The organism is Acinetobacter sp. YH16056_T (assembly GCF_024605895.1).
Classification (GTDB): domain Bacteria; phylum Pseudomonadota; class Gammaproteobacteria; order Pseudomonadales; family Moraxellaceae; genus Acinetobacter; species Acinetobacter amyesii.
The window spans coordinates 2,401,960-2,422,739 of sequence record NZ_CP094545.1 but is presented as its reverse complement, the minus strand read 5'-3'; the positions used below and the strand labels follow the sequence as shown (position 1 = coordinate 2,422,739).

Below are 20,780 nucleotides of genomic sequence, written 5' to 3'. Positions count from 1 at the left end.
GGGGGATTAAAAAATAAAAGCCCTCACTGTGAGAGCTTTTATTAATGCAAATTATTGAACCGAATCATCCAAATTCGGTGCTAACCAACGCTTCGCTTCATCCAAAGTCCAGCCTTTACGCTTTGCATAATCCTCAAGCTGATCGCCTGCGATTTTACCCACGTTAAAGTATTGGCTTTCAGGGTTTGCATAGTAAAAACCGCTGACAGATGAAGGCGGCCACATTGCAAAGCTAGAAGTCAATTGCGTACCAATTTTATCGGTAGAACCTAACCAATCAAACAATGGCGCTTTTTCAGAATGCTCAGGGCAAGCAGGGTAGCCCGGCGCAGGACGGATGCCTATATACTTCTCTTTAATCAATTCTTCATTGCTTAAGGTTTCAGAAGCTTGGTTGCCCCAGAACTCTTTACGAATGCGCTCATGCAAATGCTCCGCAAACGCTTCCGCAAAACGGTCACCTAAAGATTGCGCAAGAATTGCAGAGTAGTCATCGCCTTTAGCTTTGTACTCATTGGCCATTTCTTCTGCACCAAAGATCGATACAGTGAAACCGCCCAAGTAGTCTTCTGCGACACCTTTAGGCGCAATAAAGTCCGCTAATGACAAGTTTGGTTTACCTGTCACTTTATCAGACTGTTGACGAATGTGATGGAAGGTATGCGTAACCGATTGACCATCTTCGCTATACACTTCAACCGAATCCGCTGCTGAACGGTTTGCAGGGTAAATACCAAACACAGCACGAGCATCAAAACGTTTGTTGTCGATGATGTCTTTTAGCATGGTCTGTGCTTGTTCATACAAGTCAGTTGCTGCTTCACCTACAACTTCATCAGTTAAGATAGCAGGGAATTTACCTGCCAAACTCCAAGAAATGAAGAACGGTGTCCAGTCAAAGTATTCAACTAATGTTTCCAATGGATAATTGGTCAGCGTTTGCGTACCAATAAAGTTTGGCTTCACAGGTGCATTGGCTGCAAAGTCAATTTTTAAGCCATTTTCAACCGATTCAGCATACGTCAGTTTCGCTGCTTTCGGCTGTTTATTGGCAATACGCTCACGGACTTTTTCATATTCAGCACGTGTGTCTTCAACAAATTTAGGCTTCATTTCTTTAGAAAGTAAAGTTGTTGCTACACCCACAGCTCGTGAAGCATCGGCAACATAAATGACTGCATCATTTGAATATTGCGGATCAATTTTCACTGCCGTATGTGCTTTAGAAGTGGTTGCACCGCCAATCATCAATGGAACATTAAAGCCTTTGCGCTGCATTTCTTTCGCAACAAAAACCATTTCATCCAGTGACGGCGTAATCAGGCCAGATAGACCAATAATGTCGACTTTCTCATCAATCGCAGTTTGTAAAATCTTCTCGCAAGGCACCATCACGCCAAGGTCGATGATGTCATAGCCGTTACAGCCTAACACCACACCTACGATATTTTTACCGATGTCATGCACATCGCCCTTAACAGTCGCCATCAGGACTTTACCCTTAGATTGGCCAGCTGTTTTTTCCGCTTCAATGAACGGATTCAGCCAAGCTACAGCCTGTTTCATGACACGTGCAGATTTCACCACTTGCGGCAGGAACATTTTGCCTGAACCGAACAAATCACCTACCACATTCATGCCGTCCATCAGCGGACCTTCAATCACATCGAGTGGACGTTTAGCTTTCAGACGTGCTTCTTCAGTATCTTCATCAATAAAGGTGGTGATACCTTTCACTAAAGCATGCTCAAGGCGCTTTTCTACGGGAAGCTCACGCCATTCCAAGTTTTCCACTTGTTTTTGCGCAGCACCTTGACCACGGTATTTTTCAGCAACTTCAAGCAGCTTTTCTGTAGCTTCTTGATGGCTTTCACCTTGGTTTTGGTTCAAGATCACATCTTCAACCGCAGCTTTCAGTTCAGCATCAATATCATCATAAATCGCCATTTGACCAGCGTTGACAATACCCATGGTCATGCCTTGCTTGATGGCATGGTACAAGAACACAGAGTGAATCGCTTCACGTACAGGTTCATTACCACGGAAGGAGAACGATACGTTAGACACACCGCCTGAAATCATCGCATGTGGTAAGTTTTGCTTGATCCAGCCTGTTGCTTCAATAAAGTCCACAGCATAGTTGTTGTGTTCTTCGATACCTGTTGCCACTGCAAACACGTTCGGGTCAAAAATGATGTCTTCAGCAGGGAAGCCCACTTCATTCACCAATACATCATAAGAGCGTTTACAGATTTCTTTTTTACGTGCAGCAGTATCTGCCTGACCTTGTTCATCAAAGGCCATCACAATCACGGCAGCGCCATACTGACGGCACAAACGCGCTTTATGCACAAACTCGTCATAGCCTTCTTTGAGGGAGATCGAGTTTACAACCGCTTTACCTTGTACACATTTTAAGCCTGCCTCAATGATTTCCCATTTTGATGAGTCAATCATGATAGGCACACGTGAAATTTCAGGCTCAGAGGCTACAAGATTCAGGAAGTGCACCATTGCGCCTTCTGAATCCAGCATGCCTTCATCCATGTTGATGTCGATAATCTGAGCACCGGCTTCAACTTGCTGCTGTGCAACTTCTAAAGCTTCGGCAAAGTTTTCTTCACGGATTAAACGTAGGAATTTTTTAGAACCTGTCACGTTGGTACGTTCACCGACGTTTACAAACAGCGAATCTTCTGTAATGTTGAACGGCTCTAAACCGCTGAGACGGCAAGCGGGTTTGGTTTCTGGCACTTGGCGCGGCGCAATGTCTTTTACGGCATTGGCAATAGCACGGATGTGATCCGGCGTTGTACCGCAGCAGCCGCCAGTGATGTTAATCAAGCCACTTTCTGCAAATTCTTTAATAAAGGCAGCAGTTTGTTCAGGGGTTTCATCATAACCGCCGAAGGCATTTGGTAAGCCAGCGTTCGGATGCGCCGAAACAAAAGTATCGGCAACGTCAGCAATGGTTTTTACATGCGGACGCATGGCATCTGCACCTAGGGCACAGTTAAAGCCAATCGACAATAAATCACCATGACGCACAGAGTTCCAGAACGCTTCAGCAGTTTGGCCAGTTAAAGTTCGGCCAGAGGCATCGGTAATGGTGCCTGAAATCATCAATGGCAATTCATAGCCCAGCTGATTAAACACTTCTTTCACTGCAAAAATGGCAGCTTTACAGTTTAAGGTATCGAATACGGTTTCAATGAGCAGAATGTCCGCACCGCCTTCAATCAGGGCATGTGCAGCTTCAATATAGTTTTCTTTCAGCTCATCAAAAGTAATGTTACGGAATGCAGGGTCATTTACATTTGGCGAGATCGAGCAAGTACGTGAAGTCGGGCCAAGCACACCTGCTACAAAACGCGGTTTTTCAGGCGTTGAGTATTTTTCACAAGCGGCTTTGGCAATACGCGCTGCTTCACGGTTGATCTCTGATACCAAATCTTCCATGTGGTAGTCAGACATTGAAACTTTTGTGCCGTTAAAGCTGTTGGTTTCAATAATGTCTGCACCAGCATCGAGATAGGCTTCATGAATGCCTTGAATGATTTGCGGCTGAGTCAACACCAATAGGTCATTATTGCCTTTGAGGTCAGATGCCCAATCTGCAAAACGCTCACCACGGTAGTCAGCTTCTTCGAGTTTATGACGCTGAATCATGGTGCCCATTGCACCGTCGATAATCAGAATCCGTTGAGCGAGCAGCTCTTTTAGGGTGGCAAGCGTGGACATAAATAACCCCAATCCGATGGAATATAAAATCGGCAAATATATTAACAGAATTCATTGCAGTTTTATTGATATTCAACCATCTTTACAGCGCGCAATTATTAGCTTGTTGAATTAATGAGCAATATTGCAACTTGTTAATTTCATATACCAATTTCATATAAATGTATGGAAAGCTTCATGAATTTGTCATATTGCTCAGGCAAGCTTGAAAAACAAACAGTAGGGCTATGCAATATGAAAAAAAAAGATGACAGATGAAATATAAGTTGAAACATTGGGTTTCAAAGAAATTAAAGTTTGAATATGAAGCTTAAACAACTGATTTACTTTATGAAAGTAGAGTATAAAAGTCGGTTTTTAACACTTTAAAAAAACAAATAAAGCATGAAAAATTGCTTTATATGACACCGCTTTGTCATATAATTGTCATAATTAAATTGAACAATATGGGGATTTTAAAATCCTCTATTCCTGCCTGCATGAATTCTAAACAAACTCCCGTAGATTCAGCGCACACGTCGACTACTCAAAAGTCTACGAATGTTCATGTGCCTACACCGAAATTCTTTATGCCGGTATTTTTAACGGTGATTATTTCAACGTTGATTTATATTGGTTTTCAGGTGACTGCCGATTTAGCGCATGTTCCGCCTTTAAGTCTTTATTCAATGATTTTATTGGGCACAGCCTTATTCATCGCACTTGGCTTTGAATTTGTAAATGGTTTCCATGACACTGCAAATGCAGTAGCAACAGTGATTTATACCAACGCCTTGTCAGCACCGGTTGCGGTAATGTGGGCGGGTTTCTGTAACTTCCTAGGCGTAATGGTTGCCAGTGGTGCAGTCGCTTACGGCATTATTGCCTTGTTACCTGTTGAATTGATTATGAATGTCGGTTCAGGTGCTGGCTTTGCCATGGTTTTCGCTATGTTGATCGCAGCGATTTTGTGGAATTTAGGAACTTGGTTCTTAGGCATCCCTGCGTCTAGTTCGCATACTTTGATTGGTTCTATTCTTGGCGTTGGCATCATGAACTACCTGTTAAATGCAGGCGGTGGTGCGAGCGGTGTAGATATGGAGCAGGTGCTTAAAGTCGGTAAGGCGTTATTGTTCTCGCCACTGATTGGTTTTGCATTTGCGGCTCTCGTTTTCTTGTTGGTGAAGCGTATTTTCCGCAAACAGCTTGAACTGTTTCAACCACCAGAAGGCAATAAGCCGCCACCACCACTGATTCGTGCAATTTTGATTTTTACCTGTACAGGTGTAAGTTTTGCGCACGGTTCAAATGATGGTCAAAAAGGTATGGGTCTGATCATGCTGATTTTGATCGGATGTGTGCCATTGGCTTATTCATTGAATAAGAACTTAGATAATCAACATATTCAATCTTTCCATCAGTTATCTGCTCAAACTGCGACTGCGATCTACGCAGAGCATAAGGATATTCCTGATGCACAAGCACGTGATGTACTCACCAAATACATTCAAACCAAAGAAGTCAGCCCAGAAGTTGTGCCAGCTTTGGCAAGTTTGACCGATCATTTAGGTGAGCGTGTTGCGCAGTATGGCGACTTAAAAGATATTCCTGAACAAGAAGTATCTTCGATTCGTAATGACATGTACCTCAGTACTACTGCTTTTAAACGTCTAGATAAAGCTGAACAACTACCAGCAATGGCAGAAGCTGAACAAAAGACAGTGAAGGAATATCGTAGTCACTTAGATTCGTTCTTACAGTACATTCCAACATGGGTGAAAGTCGCTGTTGCATTGGCACTGGGTCTTGGAACCATGGTGGGTTGGAAACGTATTGTCGTGACTGTAGGTGAGCGTATTGGTAAAAACCACATGACCTATGGTCAGGGTATGTCTGCCGAGCTTGTTGCTATGTCAACGATTGCTGCTGCAGATGGTTTTGGTATGCCAGTATCGACTACACACGTACTTAACTCTGCGGTTGCAGGTACTATGGTCGCGAATAAATCGGGTCTGAACTTTGCAACAGTGAAAACCATTCTATCGGCTTGGGTCTTTACTTTACCTGCAACGATCTGTCTATCAGGTTGCTTGTACTGGTTATTCTTGAAAGTGTTCTAAGCAACTCAAATTCCAGATATAAAAAAACGCTGCTTCGGCAGCGTTTTTTTATGGCTCAATCTCAGTCATCACCGATTTGAATGGGGTGACTGAGCTGAATTAGAACAATCAAACTAGCAAGTTGAAACTTTGCAAAGTTCAGTAATGATTTAAACCAATGCAATTATGCTTTTTTAAACAGACCCAATACCTTTTTCACGGGCAATTTATCTTCAGCAAAACCATACAGCGCCGCAAAAGGTAAGGCGGTACGCGCCAAATAAGCCACACGCCATAAGCCACCATGGTTGGCACCATGCATCATGAGTTCTAAAGGATGATCCAGCGCTGTTTCAGGGTTAGCAACCGATTGAGGGTTTCTCAAGTCATGAATCCATAAAGCCGCCATGAGTGCATTGGTGGTTTCAGGTTGAAACGATTCCACATCAAATAAACTCGCACCATTAAATGCGGCTTTTAATAATGGATTCTTCGTCACTGAGCGGGTCGTGGTGGATGGCGCAATATTGATACTAACCCGCTGACCATTTTGACGTGCGACAGTTGCGCGCCATTGTTGAATACGTTTTGCAAGTGCGTAGTTAGGACCTTGTTCCACCACCAAACAGTCAGCGATACCATAGGATTTTCCATTGTCTGCTGTGGTGGTTTGCTCATTATTTTGCTTAAAGAAATGCTGACCTGTGACTTTGGCAATGCTTTGCGTCAAAAGCTTTTGTGCAGAAGCACGGTTTTGGAATTTGGCTTGCGCTGCCGTAACAATCTCTTCTGGCACCGCATAGACATCGGTCGGAGTACACATAAACATCAAGCTGGTGTCGGCTTTTTGCTGGCTGACATAAGCCATGATGCTGTCCATCGCCATTGCAACACGAACATGCTTTTCACCATCTAAATAGGCAATTGCAGCCAGATCAAGTTGATGTTCACTTTGTGCAAGCCACTGTGCAATTTCAGGAATGTGTGTCAGTAAATTGGCGCCCAATTTGTGTTTTAGTTCTTGAATGGATGTGTCTTCATGCACAGCGTCGAGACTTGGTGCATATAAAGTGGCATTACCGGCCTGAACCGTGCTTAAGATTCGATCCCAAACACGTTCATTATTGAGGTCGATTGCCACAATATTGGCTTTCCATTTTGCTAACCACGTCAGAGGGCCAGCTTCGGAGGCAGCACCAAAAAGCACCATAGTCCGATCTGACAAATCGAACCATTCTGGGTGTGCAATGGCTTCACGTAATGCGTCGGCATGACTTGCTTCAATAATGCCAGCATCTTGCCATTTTTGAATCTGAGCCAGTAAAGCCTCACCTTGCAGTTTTTGGCCATGATAGGGCACATACCACTCAGGCGCTGCGTCACTTTCACCTTTTAACTTCACGGTATGCAGCGGATGTGCAGTCAAAGCTACTGCATCTTTGAGCGTATGCTTTTCTTGATCACGATAAAACTCAAAGACGTGATGCGCTTTATTTAAACCTTGCTCAGCAATGTTGATCGCTGCTTCAGATGATTGAATCCCTTGTTCAACCAAGGCTTTAAAATATTCAGGATATTTTTTACGCCAGTTTTTTTCTTGTTTTGCACGTACAGAAGAGTGATGGTCAACTGCAGCTAAGGCTTCAGCGATAATTTCACGACCAGTTTTAGATGTACTCGGCTTTTGGTTTGAAGCCGAAATGGGAAATTGAAGACCTTCAGTTGAACTCGACATGCAAAATATCTCAGCTAATTTTGTCATTAATATACAGATGTATACATTATCTATGCCAAATTAAAAAATAGGGTGGCATAAAGTGCCAGATTTATATGATTTGTCATGTGCTTTTGTGAACTTTCGTAGAATATACAGCGTCAATTTTTATTGTCGGAATTGAAAAAGCCTTCGTTTTGAAGGCTTAAAAGAAGAGGGTATGAAATCAGCAACGGCAAATCAACAACGGCCTTTTTTAGCCTGTCCGGGCGGGCAAAAGTCGCCATGGCGATCTGGGTACTTATAAGGGTAGTGATTACGATCTGGGTCGACCACGATACTGCCTTCACGGGTGTGAACGGCACAAGCACTCAACACGCAGGTCAACAGCAAACTTGAGAACATCAGGACTATTTTCATTGGAATTTTCCCTTTTTTATTCTGTGTCATTTCAGTTTAAATCAGGGCAAGGATAGATAGCGTTTCAATCTGCTGTGAAATTGTTTAGCTCGATATTTAAAGTGCAGTGTTGTAGATGTGGGAAATTGGCTAAAGAAAAAATTAAAGGACATTTCGGTTTAACGCAGCACAATAAAAAAGCCTAAACTGAAACGGTTTAGGCTGTCATTTTACTGGTTACATCAGGCTGATTTTTTAAACTTAATGTTAGAAAGGAACGTTTAATAACTGACTTAAGAAATGTGGAATGAGCTTCGGTTCAAGAATAATCGTTATGATTACACCATATGCTGCGCCCCAAAGGTGTGCGCTGTGGTTAATATTGCTGTTGCCACGTTTACCTGACCAAATACTATAAGCCACATACAGCACGGCAAAAATAATCGCAGGAACAGGAATAAAGAATACAAAAATCAGTTTCCACGGTTCAAACAAGATATAAGCAAAGAGTACTGCAGATACTGCCCCAGAAGCCCCTAAACTTGCCCAATGGGTATCATGCTTATGTTTTAAATAACTCGGAATAATCGCAGCGATCAAACCGCCTAAATAAAACAATACAAAGCCCATGTCGAAGAAATATTGGCGATAAAAACTTTCAATCACGCTACCAAAGAAAAATAAGGTAATCATGTTGAACAATAGGTGCGCGCCATCTGCATGAATAAAACCATGGCTAATAAATCGGTCATATTCGCCACGACTGAGGGCTGGCGGCCAAAATAACAAACGATTCATCACTTTCTGATTTGAAAATGCAATCAGTGAAATCACCACCGTAATCAGGATAATGGTCACGGTGTGGTTAAAGGGTAGGCCCAACATATATGACTATTCTACTTGTTAAAATTTATGCTCAATAATGCCATTAAATCTGCCTAAAGCGTGAACTTTCAGAATAATTCCGACAATTTTAGTTGATTTTTTTCTAATGCCCCGCATCTTAAGTTAAAATAGCGACTTCAGCTTGAGGAAATATTGTAATGTCGACTGAGAACAACAGCACAGCAGTTGCTGAAGAAATTCCAAACCTATTGATCACTCCAAATGCCCAAGAGTATTTGAAAGATCTTTTGGATAAACAAAATACACCGGGCATTGGTGTACGTGTTTTTGTGGAAAATCCGGGTACGCCACGTGCTGAATGTTGTATGGCTTACAGTGCACCAGAAGAAGTTGTGCCTACAGACTATAAACAAGACTATCCAGATTTCCCTGCATTTATTGACACACCGTCTATTCCATATCTTTTGGATGCGGTGATTGACTATAACAAAGACCGTTTTGGTGGTCAGTTAACATTCCGTGCACCAAACTCAAAAGTGCCACGTGTGGGTCCAGATGCTTCTGTAGAAGAGCGTATCACTTATGTTCTACAGTCAGAAATTAACCCTGGCCTTGCAGGTCATGGTGGTAACTGTGCACTGGTAGAAGTGGTTGAAGATGCAGAACATGGTTTAACTGCAGTACTTAAATTCGGTGGTGGTTGTCAAGGTTGTTCTTCAATCGATTTAACCTTGAAACAAGGTGTTGAAACAACATTGAAGCAGCATGTACCTGAGTTAATGCGTGTTGTTGACCAAACGGATCACAGTAATACTGAAGGTGCTTATTTCAAATAAGTTCAGTATTTTTATAAAAAGCCGCAACGTTGCGGCTTTTTTATTGTCTAAATCAAAAAAACGAAGATTTTCAGATATTTCTAGGGTTTCTACATCAAAATGATAAGCTATATCACAAATATAAATGAGAATGATTATTAAAATTAATTGCAATATTGTTTGTGGTGGTTACAATGTGCAACACATTATTCTAGATTTCTCCATAAATACGTTTATTTGGAAGCACTCAATGACCAAACAACTATTAAAATCAACGCTTACACTTTCAGTTCTTAGCGCAATGGTAAGCCTCAGCCATGCGAATGAAGCAGCAGAAGCAGTCGATGAATCTGCAGTTAAAATGGAAACTATTGTTGTTACTGCAGCAGAACAAGTTAAACAATCATTAGGTGCTTCAAAAATTACGGCAGAAGATTTAGAAAAAATGCCGGTTGTGAATGATATTTCAGAGTATGTGCGCCGTATGCCGGGTGTGAATTTGACTGGTAACAGTGCCACAGGCCAACGTGGTAATAACCGTCAGATTGATATCCGTGGTATGGGGCCTGAAAACACGTTGATCTTAATTGATGGCAAGCCAGTAAATTCGAGAAACTCAGTACGTTATGGCTGGCGCGGTGAGCGTGATACACGTGGTGATTCGAACTGGGTACCTGCAGATGCTATTGAATCAATTGAAGTGCTGCGTGGTCCAGCTGCAGCGCGTTATGGTTCAGGTGCGATGGGTGGTGTGGTCAATATTAAAACCAAGAAAGTGACCAACGACGTGCATGGCTCTGTGGAGGTTTTTACCAATCAGCCTGAAGATGCTAAAGAGGGCGCAAGTCACCGTGAAAGCTTTAACTTAAGCGGCCCAATTCTCAAAGATGTCCTTTCATATCGTTTCTACGGTAGTTATAACAAAACCGATTCAGATGCTGCGGATATTAATGCCTTAATGGACAATGGCGCGCGTATGGCGGGTCGAGAAGGCGTAGAGAATAAAGATATTGCTGGGCGCTTGGCTTGGCAGTTGAATGATCAACAAGTCTTGATGTTTGATGCAAGTGTTGGCCGCCAAGGCAACCGTTTTGCAGGCGACAGTCAAAACAGTGTATTTGATCCAGCCGATCCAAACAAAGCACCAATTTTATCGGCTTTAATCGGTGAAGAAACCAATACCATTTATCGTGATAGTTTTGCATTAACTCATGAAGGTACTTGGGGTTGGGGTGACAGTAAACTCATAGCGCAATATGACAAAACCAAAAATAAGCGCTTACCTGAAGGTACAGGCGGTAGTACAGAGGGTCAGATTAATAATCTCGAGAATAAACAAACGTCACATCTAGAAACCATTCGCTTTAATGCAGAAGCCAATCTGCCGTTCCAATGGTATGTCCCACAAGTATTAACTTTAGGCGCTGAGTGGGTCGAAGATGACTTTACCGATACGGTTAATACACAAGCTGGCGCAGGCGGTTTTGGTGATGCGCTGACTTCAGGTGACCGTTCACAAATGGATTCACGGATTGCGTCGGCCTATATTGAAAATAATATGAATTTGGGCGAAAGCACCGATGTTGTTTTGGCACTGCGTTATGATAATCATAGTAAATCGGGAGATAGCTGGAGTCCAAGTCTCAATATTACGCAAAAACTTGGTGACTATTGGACACTAAAAGGTGGTGTAGCTAAGGCGTATAAAGCACCTAATATGTACCAAAATGCGGAAGGTTATCTGTTAAGCACTCGCGGTAATGGCTGTCCGATTGGGCTGAGCCAATGTCTATTACAAGGTAATGGCGATCTCAAACCTGAAACTTCAGTGAATAAAGAATTAGGTGTACAGTTTGAAAAAGACATCGTAAATGCAAGCTTTGCATGGTTCCGTAATGATTATAAAAATAAGATCGTTGCAGGGGATACACGTCTAGAAGAACTAGAAGTAAATGGAACAACATATAATGTACTGCGTTGGATGAATACGCCTGAAGCCTTGGTAGAAGGTGTTGAAGGAAGTATTTCTTTGGATTGGGGTGATATCACGTGGACCAATAACGTCACCTATATGATCAACTCTGAAGATAAACGTACAGGCAACCCGCTTTCAGTGATTCCGAATTACACACTAAACTCTATTTTGAACTACAACATCACGGATCGATTAGACAGTAACTTTGTCTATACCCAATATGGACGTCAAAAACCACGTCAATATGCAGAAACCAGTCTTGAAAGCAAAGATGGCTTGGCGATGGATAGCGTGAAAAGTTATGGCATTGCAGGCATTAACTTTGGTTATAAATTTAATGCGGCTTTAAGTGCTCGTATCGGTGTGAATAACCTATTTGATGAGCAAAAACTGCGTGATAAAACGGTCAACCAAACATATAACGAGCCGGGTCGAGCTTATTATGCAAGTTTGAAATACCAGTTCTAAGTATGTCCAAAAAAAAGCCGCTTAACGCGGCTTTTTTTATGTTGGGATATTTAAAATTTTCAGTGCTTCACTTGAGTAGTAGAATTGTTCTAAATAGAGACGTGAACGCTCACGCAAATAACCCGACTCAATCATTTGTTGAACGATTGGATTGAGTAAGTTTTGAAGTTCATGCTGAATTAACGCTTCATCAATATTTAAATCACGTAGCAATAAATCAAAAGGGCGTTCTGCATTACGCACGTACCAAGCGTATACGCCATCATGCACTTGCTGTTTCATATACTCGGACTGTCGCATAAAGTCCCAAATTTCATGACCCATGGCAACCGTTTGCGGCAAGTCCTGAACTTCAACATAGTTCTTTAATACCGAAACTGGCAGCGCTTTAATTTTATGCCACAAATTGGCTTGAAAATGGTACAGCTTATGATCATCAAAGTGCTGATTTAACACGGTTTCACTCATTTGACTGAGTTTTAAAATATTCTTTTGCAAGTATTTGCTGACCGCATTATCTAAATTGGTATCTGTGACATTTTCCAGTACCGATTTCCCCATTTTCATAAATCGTGAAACACCGGGTACCGATTTTGCAATCACCGAATTATCTAAATAATCTTGTATCGCATGTTGAATCAATTGACTGATCATGGCTGAAAATGCAGGATTGTTGACCATGGTATGAATTAAACGCTGACGATGTCCTTGTTTACTGGCCACATACTGTGCAATTTTATCGATGGTCAACACAGGAATGATTTCGGCAATCGTGGTGCTGTCATTTGCAGGATGAATCAGTGCAAATTTGATATGTTCAGCAATTTGCTCAATCAGAAATTGACTTGCAGGGGTATTTAAAATTTGTTTTTGCAACAAAGCATTGATTTGATCAAAACTCCAAATCTGCTGCAAAGATTGTTTACGAAACCATTGATAAAAGTGGGTGAATTCAGTGGCTACGGTATCATTGTGTGAAAAGCTCTGATCTAAAAAGTTCAGTTGAGCGTCAATCAACTGCTCAATCATCGGATTTTTCTGCATACTTTCCCTGAAGTCCCAGTCATGGGTATCTAAAAATGGCGAATGCTCAGTTTAACTGAATCAGTTTATCTACCAAAGGGTTTTTAAACTTTTGACTTTTCGCAAGGAAAGGCAAGTAATGCTCTGCAACTTGTTGTTCAGCTTCTAAGATTGGCATATGACCGACGTTATTTAAAATCACTGGGGTTTCTGCACGTTTCAGTAAAGACTTGAGTTCGCCAGCCACTTCCACATTAAAGATTTTATCTTGTTTGCCCCAAAGGATCAGGGTTGGGGCTTCTACTGTTCGTGTTAAACGAGCAAAAGTTTCAGGGGTGTAGATTCGATTGAGCGTGACGACTTGATCGATCATTTTACTGGTGAAGGGCGCACGCGCAATTAAGATATTCTCCTGCGCTTCTTTAAGCTGTGTCGGAACATTGGGCGGATTTTGCATGAGTTTATGCATGACATCATCTAAATCCCCCGGTTTTGAAACGATTAAATTTTTAAGTTTATACGGGTCGCGGGTGTAACTGGTATTGGCCTGTTTATAAATGCCCGCGCTGTTGAGTAAAAATAAACTTTGGGTATCAAAAGGATATTGAGAGGCATATACCGTGGCAATGGAACCACCCAATGAGTGACCTGCAACATTCAGTTTATCTTCAATATCTATTTTAAGGACAAACTGGCGTAGTTGTTCCGTGACATTCGGCACTGAGACATCAAAATCGACCGGCACATGTGTATCGCCATTGGCCGGAAGGTCAGGGATGATCACGTGATAGTTCGGTGTTAAATAATGCGCAACACGATTCCAATTATCACGTGTGCCGCCTAAACCATGAATGAGCAAGATGGTCGGTTTAGAGCGTTGACCGCCTTCGCTATAACTCCAATTCACATTGCCGACTTGAACACTATGTGTGACTAAACCTGCCGCTTTACGCTCTTGGCTCAAATAATTTTGCACGATAGAGGGTACGGCAAAGTTTTTGCTGATGGGAGACGGATTTGCAGCCAAAGTGTTGTTGGCAGTAAACGTCATACAGCAAATTGTTGCTAGCTTGAAAAAGCCAAAAATGCGTGAATGATGTCCTTTCATTGACGTTTACCCCAGTTAAATCGAATCGATATATTTTTTAGATCATTTATATGACTATTATCAGAATGGGCTGAAATAGCAAAAGCGTATATTTATGAAATATATTGTAAATTAAAAATGACCTTTGTCATCCATTGCTTTTTTGACGTGGTTAAACTTGCGTTTTAATAATGTGAACCATTACAGAAAAAATAATTTTTTTTGATGAATGTAGAGTAGCATTTTCTATCAAGTTGCATCGTCGTAGAAAAAATTCACAGCAATTGTTTTTGCAAGTGACAATCGATTCGACTGGGATTAAAATATTGCAACTTCGGATAAGGGTAATTAGAACATGCTAGCAGCAGCAGAAGCTTTAGATCGTTTAAAAAAAGGGAATCAACGTTTTGTAAACGGTGAAACGAATCACCCAAAGCTTTTGACGCATCAACAACGTGCTGAAATGGCCGAAAGCCAAGAACCTTTTGCAATTATTTTAGGGTGTTCAGACTCACGTGTTCCTGCTGAAATGGTATTTGATCAAGGCTTAGGCGATTTATTCGTGATTCGTGTTGCAGGTAATATTGTGGCACCGTCTCAAGTCGGTAGCGTGGAATTTGCAGCAGAAAGCTTTGGATGTCCTGTGGTCATTGTATTGGGTCATACACACTGTGGCGCAATTCATTCTACGATTGAAGCTTTAACTAACCCTGCGACACCACCATCAGCAAACTTGATGTCGATTGTGAACCGCGTTCGTCCATCTGTAGAAATACTCATGCAAACTGAATTGAAAGATGACCTCGAAAAACTTTCAATGCATGCAGTACGTTCAAATGTTTTTGCCTCAGTGAATCAACTGCGTCATGGTTCAGCAGTCCTTGAAAACTTAATTGCGCAAGGCAAATTAAAAGTGGTGGGCGCTGAGTATTCACTCGAAACGGGTGAAGTAAGCTTCTACGATTTCTAAGCAAACTACAGTAAATACAAGATTTAAAAAAAGGCGCTCAAATGAAGCGCCTTTTTTAACGAATCCATTTTCACCCACTAAATTTATAAGTTTGCTTTAATTAATGGATAAGCATTGTTCAGCAAAATTGGTTGCGCTTTGGCATTAGGGTGAATCTGATCTTGTTGCATTAAGTTTTTATGTCCCGCCACCCCTTGCATAAAGAAAGGTAATAATTTGATTTTGTACTGTTGGCTCAACACTTGATAGTTATTTTCAAAAGCTTGGCTATATGCCTTGCCATAATTCGGTGGAATTTTCATTCCAAATAAAATCACTTTCGATTTGGCCTGTTGGCTTTTTTGAATCAGCTGCGCTAAATTTTTTTGAATTTGTGCAGGGGGTTGTCCGCGTAAACCGTCATTACCACCTAACTCAATCACCACAAGGTCTGGACGATGGGTCTGCAACAGTTTAGGCAGTCGTGCCAAAGCACCACTGGTGGTTTCACCGCTGACACTTGCATTGACCACTTTATGTTGTTTCGGATACTGTTGGTCTAGACGTTTTTGTAATAAGTGAACCCAGCCTTGCTGCACTGAAACACCATAACCCGCACTTAAGCTATCGCCCAAAATCATAATGGTTTTGGCAGAGAGCAGCATCGGGCAGAACATCAGTGCAATAGCCAGCAAGTAACTCAATAGACGATTATTTTGAATGCGATTTTGCATATAGGGAAGATATGACCCAACTCACGACAGATGTTGACATCATGCCACAGGCGATTATTTCTGCACAGCAATTGACACAAAAGATACAACTTCCACAAAAACAGTTATCGATCTTTGAACAACTCGATCTTGAAATCTTTGCAGGGGAACAAGTTGCGATTACTGGTCGTTCTGGTTCAGGTAAATCCACCTTGTTGGGTATTTTGGCAACACTAGATCAGGCCAGTTCGGGACAATTACGGGTCTGTGGTCAAGATATTCATTTATTAAATGAAGAACAGCGTGCTCAAGTCCGTTTGGCTCATATTGGATTTGTCTTTCAGTCTTTCCAGTTGTTGCCACATTTAACGGCTCTGGAAAATGTCATGCTGCCGCTACGGCTACAAGCAAATTTTCAGGTCAAAGCCGCAGAAGAAAAAGCATTAAAACTGTTAGCAAAGGTCGGACTAGAACGACAAGCGCATCAAGCTCCCAAAGTTTTATCCGGTGGTGAGCAGCAACGGGTTGCGATTGCCCGTGCTTTGGTGAGTGAACCCGATCTGATCTTTGCAGATGAACCAACAGGTAATTTAGACAGTGCAACGGCACAGGAAATTGAACAACTGTTATTTCAGTTAAATCGTGAAATGGGAACCACTTTGGTATTGGTGACGCATGATGCCGATTTGGCCCGTCAATGTCAGCGCCATTTTGAATTGGTCAATGGTCAATTGATTGAGCATCGAACAGGAGATGCTGCATGAATCTTTTGGCACTGTTTCGACCACTCTTACAGCTGAGTTTTAAAACCACGGGTGTGTATTTATTATTGATCACACTGACCTTGGCGATCAGTGCCACCACGGCTTTAAAGTTTAGTAATGTACAAATTCAAAATGCTGTAGCGCTACAAGCTGCTGAAATGTTGGCAGCAGATTTGGTGCTGACAGGCAATGAACCAATTCCACAAGAGTGGCGACAACAAGCCAAAGCACAGCAATTAAAACAATCGAATGTCACGCTATTTAGCAGCATGGCGCACACTGATCAGCAATTTGTCATGGTTAATGTCAAAGCCGTTGATGCTGCATTTCCATTAAGAGGTGAACTCGAAACAGAACCGAAACTAAACCGCTCCATACAAGCAGGTGAGGTTTGGTTAAGTCCGCGTGCTATGGATTTGTTGGGCGTAAAAGTGGGAGATCAGATCAATATTGCTGATGCTGCTTTTCAAGTCAGTGCCAAAATCATTCATGACACCAATCAAGAGCTTGGCTTCAGTGGTTTTTCACCGACGGTTATAATTGCGCAGTCTGAGGTGGCGAGAACCAATGCCATCCAAGTCGGGAGTCGGATTGAATATCGCCTGTTAATGGCAGGAGATGCACAAAATACCCAGAGATTTGAAAAACTGTATAAGCAGAAATTTGGTGATCAATCTGAAGACCGTGCTGCCAACCCAAATAATACGCAGGTTCAAGATGCGGCTCAAAGCAGTTTAAAACTGAGAAATGCCAGTGAAGGCAATACCCGCTTGATGAAGCCGATTGCCAATCTTGAAACGTTTTTACAACTGGCGAATATTTTAACCATTCTACTTTGTGGCATCGCCATCGCATTAACCAGCCAGCGCTATGTACAACAAAATCAAGATGCTATTGCATTGATGCGCTGTATTGGATCGACCAAACAGCAAATATTAAGTGCTTATCTGGCTTTACTGTTGGTTGTACTCGGGCTTTCAATCCTGTTTGGAAGTTTGATTGGTCTGGGATTGGGGTTTGGCTTATTGCAACTGATGCTACAGCTGATTCCAAATTTACAATTAGAGTTTTCAGCCCTGTCTATGCTGCTTGGCCCGCTTCCAATCGCAATATTTACCAGTGCGATTGTGCTATTAGGGTTTGTTCTTCCGAGTCTTTGGCAATTATTAGGGACGCCGCCAGCACGGGTGATACGACAACAAGAGCGTTCTGTACGTTCCATGCTTTGGATGCTAAGTTTCGGAACACTCAGTTTGGTGGTGTTTTGTGTGGTTTTAACTGAAAATTTACAACTCACCCTGTGGCTGATTTGCGCCATCATCTTCCTGTGTGTTGGCCTATATATGATGGTCTGGCTCAGTTTAAAGGCTTTGAAAAGTTGGGGGACGAAAATCTCAGCGTATATACGCACACCGTATCAAACGGCATTTCAAATTACCGCATTAGCATTGGGTCTAAGTCTGATTACGGTTTTAGCGGTATTACGTACAGATTTGCTGGAACGTTGGCAACAACAATTACCACAAGGGACACCTAACCAATTTGTCTATGGATTACCGCCATTTGAGTTGCAGGATTTTAATCAACAACTCAAGCAGCATGGTTGGCAAGGGACGCCGATGTACCAGAATATTCGTGGACGATTAGTTGCCAAAAATGATCTCCCTTTTTCGGATGCCTTAATTAAAAGCAATAATTCATTACGCCGTGAATTGAATCTCACACAGGCTGCAACTTTTCCAAAAGATAATCAAATCATCGCGGGCAATCAGCAGTTTCAACAGGTCAATGAAGTATCGGTAGAAGTGAAAACCGCACAAGAACTGGGTATTCAAATTGGAGATCGACTGAGTTTTAGCCTTCCTGAAGGGATTTTACAAGCCAAGGTGATCAACCTTCGCAGTGTGGAGTGGGAAAGCTTTAGTCCAAATTTCTTCTTTATTTTCTCTCCCCAAACCATGGATGAAAATGCCGGTAGTTACTTGGGGAGCTTCTATGTTCCACCGCAAGATAAAAATCAGTTAATTGGTCTAATTCAGCAGTTTTCGAATACCGTGTTTATTGATGTCAGTCTAATTTTGGATGAGATCAAACGCATCGTCAGTGTATTGGTTCAGATTATTACCATCTTGGCGCTGTTGGTCAGTATTTCAGGCATTTTAGTTTTGGTCGCATGTTTGAACTTATTTATGGATGAACGCAAAAAAGAAGTGGCATTACTGCGGTCCTTCGGCAGTTCCAAGCAAAAGTTAAAGTCGATGCTCAGTTTGGAAGTTGGTTTGATGGGGCTAATTTCGGGTGTTGTGGCATGTATTTTTGCTGAAGTGATCAGTGCGATTGTCAGTTATAAAATGGAACTGACCATCCAGCTACATGCAGAGATTTGGTTGATCCTCCCACTGGTCATGACCTTAGTCTGTACATTGATCGGACGTTATCGCTTAAGTTATCTTTGCGACATCCCACCCTTAGAAAGCTTACGTGAACTAAATAGTTAAGGGGGGAGATGGTTAACAGCCGAGCAAGTTAAGAGTGGAGCAGGAACCCAGTGCGCAGTCCAGGTTTAGACATGATTTGATGTGTTTTCAACATATCTGTGTTGATAGCCACAGGGTTCATTCCACTGTTTAACGTGCTGCGAGAGATTGCTTCATCAGCAGGATAAAGTGTTCCCAAAGCGGTAAAATCGGTTGGATTAATTGTTGGCAATGCAGATAAAACAGGTAGCATCCGACAGCTGCGGTGATTAGACCGATCATTTGAATGATTAGGGATTGATGTAATTTTTGTCCCACATACCAAATGAAAGCCAAGGCAGCGCCCATCAACATGCCGCCAATATGCGCGGCATTGTTAATCCCACTAATCATAAAGCCCATCGCGAGGTTAATCCCCATCACCATCAATAAGGTTTTTTTATCCAGATAAAATTGCTGTTGAGGTAACATGGGGAGCAGCGAAATAATCGTCAGCGCTGCACCCAGTCCCATCACTGCACCCGATGCGCCTGCACCAATACTCGGAAAAAGTTGCTGATTGGCTGCACCTTCGGCCAATAATGCATAGCTATCTTGAATGGTTAAATAACCACTCAATAAACTTCCCATGAGTCCGGCTAAAACATACAGGCCGAGGAAGTAGAAACGACCTAACATTTGCTCGGCAACACTGCCAAAAATATACAAAGCCCACATATTCAACATCAGGTGAATCAGGCCAAAATGAAAAAACATACTGCTGAATAAGCGGATGGGTTCCTCTAAAAAGGTTAAAGGTGCATAATCAGCACCCCAACGCAAAGCATCCAGTGTGTCGGGTTGGCTAACGTTCATTCCATGCAACACTTGCCAGCCAAAGAGTCCAACATTGATGGTAATTAAGAGTGCCGTGATCCACCACAGTTGGATTTGCAGCTTACGGGTTGATACAGCAGGAGGGCTGAGTTCAGACATGCTATTCTTGTACTGTGTCAAAATATTTAAAAATAAGCTTAACATGAAAAAACAGAATTTCTGGAGTAACACACTGACATGAAAGCCTTTATTGTTCGTACATTGTTAATTCTTGTCAGTCTTGTGCTTTTGGTACAGCTTTGGATCTTTGGTAGTCTGGTGTGGTGGCGTACACATCCTGTGGAATCGACGATGATGATGCGTTTAGATTATTGGTCTGAGCCATCAAAACCGATTAAACACGAATGGCGTGATTACGACCAAATCAGTGATTATGTCAAACATGCTGTTGTTGCCGCGGAAGATGGCAAGTTTTTACAACACAAAGGTTTTGATTGGGAAGGCATGCAAAATGCTTTAGAACGCAATAAAGATAAAGGCAAAGTGGTTGCAGGTGGATCTACCATTTCTCAGCAATTGGCAAAAAACTTATTTTTATATAATAAGCGTTCATTTATCCGAAAAGGGCAGGAAGCCGTTGCAACATGGATGATGGAGCGCATGTGGACGAAGCAACGCATTTTAGAGGTATATCTCAACTCGGTTGAGTTTGGGGATAACATTTACGGCGTAGAAGCTGCAACACAGCACTACTTTGGTAAAAGTTCAAGGAGTTTGAGTCGAGAGCAAGCAGCGTTTATTGCGGCTATTTTACCCAATCCAAAATATTATGATGAAAATCGACAAGATCGTAAGCTAAATTATCGTAAGCGCATGATCCAAAAATATATGCGTTATAGCCATATCCCAGATTAA

15 protein-coding genes are annotated in these 20,780 nt (G+C 42.1%); 7 read left to right on the top strand and 8 right to left on the bottom strand.

Annotated elements, in window-relative coordinates; all coding sequences use genetic code 11:
• Nucleotides 1–51: 51 nt before the first annotated feature.
• The gene (metH, locus tag MST17_RS11915; protein WP_180026483.1) at nt 52–3,741 is read right to left on the bottom strand and encodes a methionine synthase; all 3,690 of its coding nucleotides are present in this window, start codon (nt 3,739–3,741) and stop codon (nt 52–54) included.
• A gap of 479 nt (nt 3,742–4,220) precedes the next feature.
• Between metH and MST17_RS11910 the strand changes: the two genes are divergently transcribed.
• Nucleotides 4,221–5,840, top strand: a complete 1,620-nt coding sequence (locus MST17_RS11910; RefSeq protein ID WP_180026505.1) for an inorganic phosphate transporter — start codon at nt 4,221–4,223, stop codon at nt 5,838–5,840.
• Between the two features lie 163 nt (nt 5,841–6,003).
• Here MST17_RS11910 and MST17_RS11905 read toward each other — a convergent pair whose 3' ends face one another.
• The 3 genes from MST17_RS11905 to MST17_RS11895 form a co-directional block, all read right to left on the bottom strand.
• On the bottom strand, nt 6,004–7,554 hold the full coding sequence (locus MST17_RS11905) for a hypothetical protein (RefSeq protein WP_180026482.1): 1,551 nt from the start codon (nt 7,552–7,554) through the stop codon (nt 6,004–6,006).
• A gap of 219 nt (nt 7,555–7,773) precedes the next feature.
• Nucleotides 7,774–7,953 (bottom strand): hypothetical protein, encoded by a 180-nt coding sequence (locus MST17_RS11900; protein ID WP_078193028.1) that lies wholly within the window; start codon nt 7,951–7,953, stop codon nt 7,774–7,776.
• Between the two features lie 246 nt (nt 7,954–8,199).
• On the bottom strand, nt 8,200–8,817 hold the full coding sequence (locus tag MST17_RS11895; RefSeq protein WP_180026481.1) for a rhomboid family intramembrane serine protease: 618 nt from the start codon (nt 8,815–8,817) through the stop codon (nt 8,200–8,202).
• A gap of 158 nt (nt 8,818–8,975) precedes the next feature.
• On the opposite strand from MST17_RS11895, the gene nfuA reads away from it, so the two are divergent.
• Together nfuA and MST17_RS11885 are read left to right on the top strand one after the other, a co-directional pair.
• Nucleotides 8,976–9,614, top strand: a complete 639-nt coding sequence (gene nfuA, locus MST17_RS11890) for a Fe-S biogenesis protein NfuA (protein WP_078189947.1) — start codon at nt 8,976–8,978, stop codon at nt 9,612–9,614.
• 280 nt (nt 9,615–9,894) lie between these two features.
• Entirely contained in the window at nt 9,895–12,036 is a 2,142-nt protein-coding gene (locus tag MST17_RS11885; RefSeq protein WP_373692686.1) for a FepA family TonB-dependent siderophore receptor, read from the top strand.
• Nucleotides 12,037–12,072: 36 nt separating this feature from the next.
• Here MST17_RS11885 and MST17_RS11880 read toward each other — a convergent pair whose 3' ends face one another.
• Nucleotides 12,073–13,080: a hypothetical protein gene (locus MST17_RS11880; protein WP_180024089.1), complete on the bottom strand. Its 1,008-nt coding sequence runs from the start codon at nt 13,078–13,080 to the stop codon at nt 12,073–12,075.
• A 46-nt stretch (nt 13,081–13,126) separates the two neighbouring features.
• Complete coding sequence (locus tag MST17_RS11875; RefSeq protein WP_373685388.1) at nt 13,127–14,167, bottom strand: alpha/beta fold hydrolase; 1,041 nt, start codon at nt 14,165–14,167, stop codon at nt 13,127–13,129.
• 334 nt (nt 14,168–14,501) lie between these two features.
• Between MST17_RS11875 and MST17_RS11870 the strand changes: the two genes are divergently transcribed.
• A complete protein-coding gene (locus tag MST17_RS11870; protein WP_078189941.1) occupies nt 14,502–15,116 on the top strand; it encodes a carbonic anhydrase in 615 nt (204 codons plus the stop codon).
• An 83-nt stretch (nt 15,117–15,199) separates the two neighbouring features.
• Here the strand turns inward: MST17_RS11870 and MST17_RS11865 are convergent, their stop codons facing one another.
• Nucleotides 15,200–15,829 carry an arylesterase gene (locus tag MST17_RS11865; RefSeq protein WP_180026478.1) on the bottom strand — a complete coding sequence of 210 codons (630 nt, stop codon included), beginning with the start codon at nt 15,827–15,829 and terminating at the stop codon, nt 15,200–15,202.
• 11 nt (nt 15,830–15,840) lie between these two features.
• Here MST17_RS11865 and MST17_RS11860 point away from each other — a divergent pair, with 11 nt between their 5' ends.
• Together MST17_RS11860 and MST17_RS11855 are read left to right on the top strand one after the other, a co-directional pair.
• Nucleotides 15,841–16,572 (top strand): ABC transporter ATP-binding protein, encoded by a 732-nt coding sequence (locus tag MST17_RS11860; RefSeq protein ID WP_111884437.1) that lies wholly within the window; start codon nt 15,841–15,843, stop codon nt 16,570–16,572.
• Nucleotides 16,569–19,070, top strand: a complete 2,502-nt coding sequence (locus MST17_RS11855) for an ABC transporter permease (RefSeq protein ID WP_180026477.1) — start codon at nt 16,569–16,571, stop codon at nt 19,068–19,070. The genes MST17_RS11860 and MST17_RS11855 overlap by 4 nt, the downstream gene beginning before the upstream one ends.
• Nucleotides 19,071–19,199: 129 nt before the next feature.
• On the opposite strand, the gene MST17_RS11850 is transcribed toward MST17_RS11855, so the two are convergent.
• Nucleotides 19,200–20,024 carry a rhomboid family intramembrane serine protease gene (locus MST17_RS11850; protein ID WP_180026476.1) on the bottom strand — a complete coding sequence of 275 codons (825 nt, stop codon included), beginning with the start codon at nt 20,022–20,024 and terminating at the stop codon, nt 19,200–19,202.
• Nucleotides 20,025–20,102: 78 nt separating this feature from the next.
• Here MST17_RS11850 and mtgA point away from each other — a divergent pair, with 78 nt between their 5' ends.
• On the top strand, nt 20,103–20,780 hold the full coding sequence (mtgA, locus tag MST17_RS11845; protein WP_078193019.1) for a monofunctional biosynthetic peptidoglycan transglycosylase: 678 nt from the start codon (nt 20,103–20,105) through the stop codon (nt 20,778–20,780).

What these genes read in the sequence shown, in the direction of transcription:
- metH (WP_180026483.1), bottom strand. Translation starts at nt 3,741, where the DNA reads ATGTCCACGCTTGCCACCCTAAAAGAGCTGCTCGCTCAACGGATTCTG.
- MST17_RS11910 (WP_180026505.1), top strand. Translation starts at nt 4,221, where the DNA reads ATGAATTCTAAACAAACTCCCGTAGATTCAGCGCACACGTCGACTACT.
- MST17_RS11905 (WP_180026482.1), bottom strand. Translation starts at nt 7,554, where the DNA reads ATGTCGAGTTCAACTGAAGGTCTTCAATTTCCCATTTCGGCTTCAAAC.
- MST17_RS11900 (WP_078193028.1), bottom strand. Translation starts at nt 7,953, where the DNA reads ATGAAAATAGTCCTGATGTTCTCAAGTTTGCTGTTGACCTGCGTGTTG.
- MST17_RS11895 (WP_180026481.1), bottom strand. Translation starts at nt 8,817, where the DNA reads ATGTTGGGCCTACCCTTTAACCACACCGTGACCATTATCCTGATTACG.
- nfuA (WP_078189947.1), top strand. Translation starts at nt 8,976, where the DNA reads ATGTCGACTGAGAACAACAGCACAGCAGTTGCTGAAGAAATTCCAAAC.
- MST17_RS11885 (WP_373692686.1), top strand. Translation starts at nt 9,895, where the DNA reads ATGGTAAGCCTCAGCCATGCGAATGAAGCAGCAGAAGCAGTCGATGAA.
- MST17_RS11880 (WP_180024089.1), bottom strand. Translation starts at nt 13,080, where the DNA reads ATGCAGAAAAATCCGATGATTGAGCAGTTGATTGACGCTCAACTGAAC.
- MST17_RS11875 (WP_373685388.1), bottom strand. Translation starts at nt 14,167, where the DNA reads ATGAAAGGACATCATTCACGCATTTTTGGCTTTTTCAAGCTAGCAACA.
- MST17_RS11870 (WP_078189941.1), top strand. Translation starts at nt 14,502, where the DNA reads ATGCTAGCAGCAGCAGAAGCTTTAGATCGTTTAAAAAAAGGGAATCAA.
- MST17_RS11865 (WP_180026478.1), bottom strand. Translation starts at nt 15,829, where the DNA reads ATGCAAAATCGCATTCAAAATAATCGTCTATTGAGTTACTTGCTGGCT.
- MST17_RS11860 (WP_111884437.1), top strand. Translation starts at nt 15,841, where the DNA reads ATGACCCAACTCACGACAGATGTTGACATCATGCCACAGGCGATTATT.
- MST17_RS11855 (WP_180026477.1), top strand. Translation starts at nt 16,569, where the DNA reads ATGAATCTTTTGGCACTGTTTCGACCACTCTTACAGCTGAGTTTTAAA.
- MST17_RS11850 (WP_180026476.1), bottom strand. Translation starts at nt 20,024, where the DNA reads ATGTCTGAACTCAGCCCTCCTGCTGTATCAACCCGTAAGCTGCAAATC.
- mtgA (WP_078193019.1), top strand. Translation starts at nt 20,103, where the DNA reads ATGAAAGCCTTTATTGTTCGTACATTGTTAATTCTTGTCAGTCTTGTG.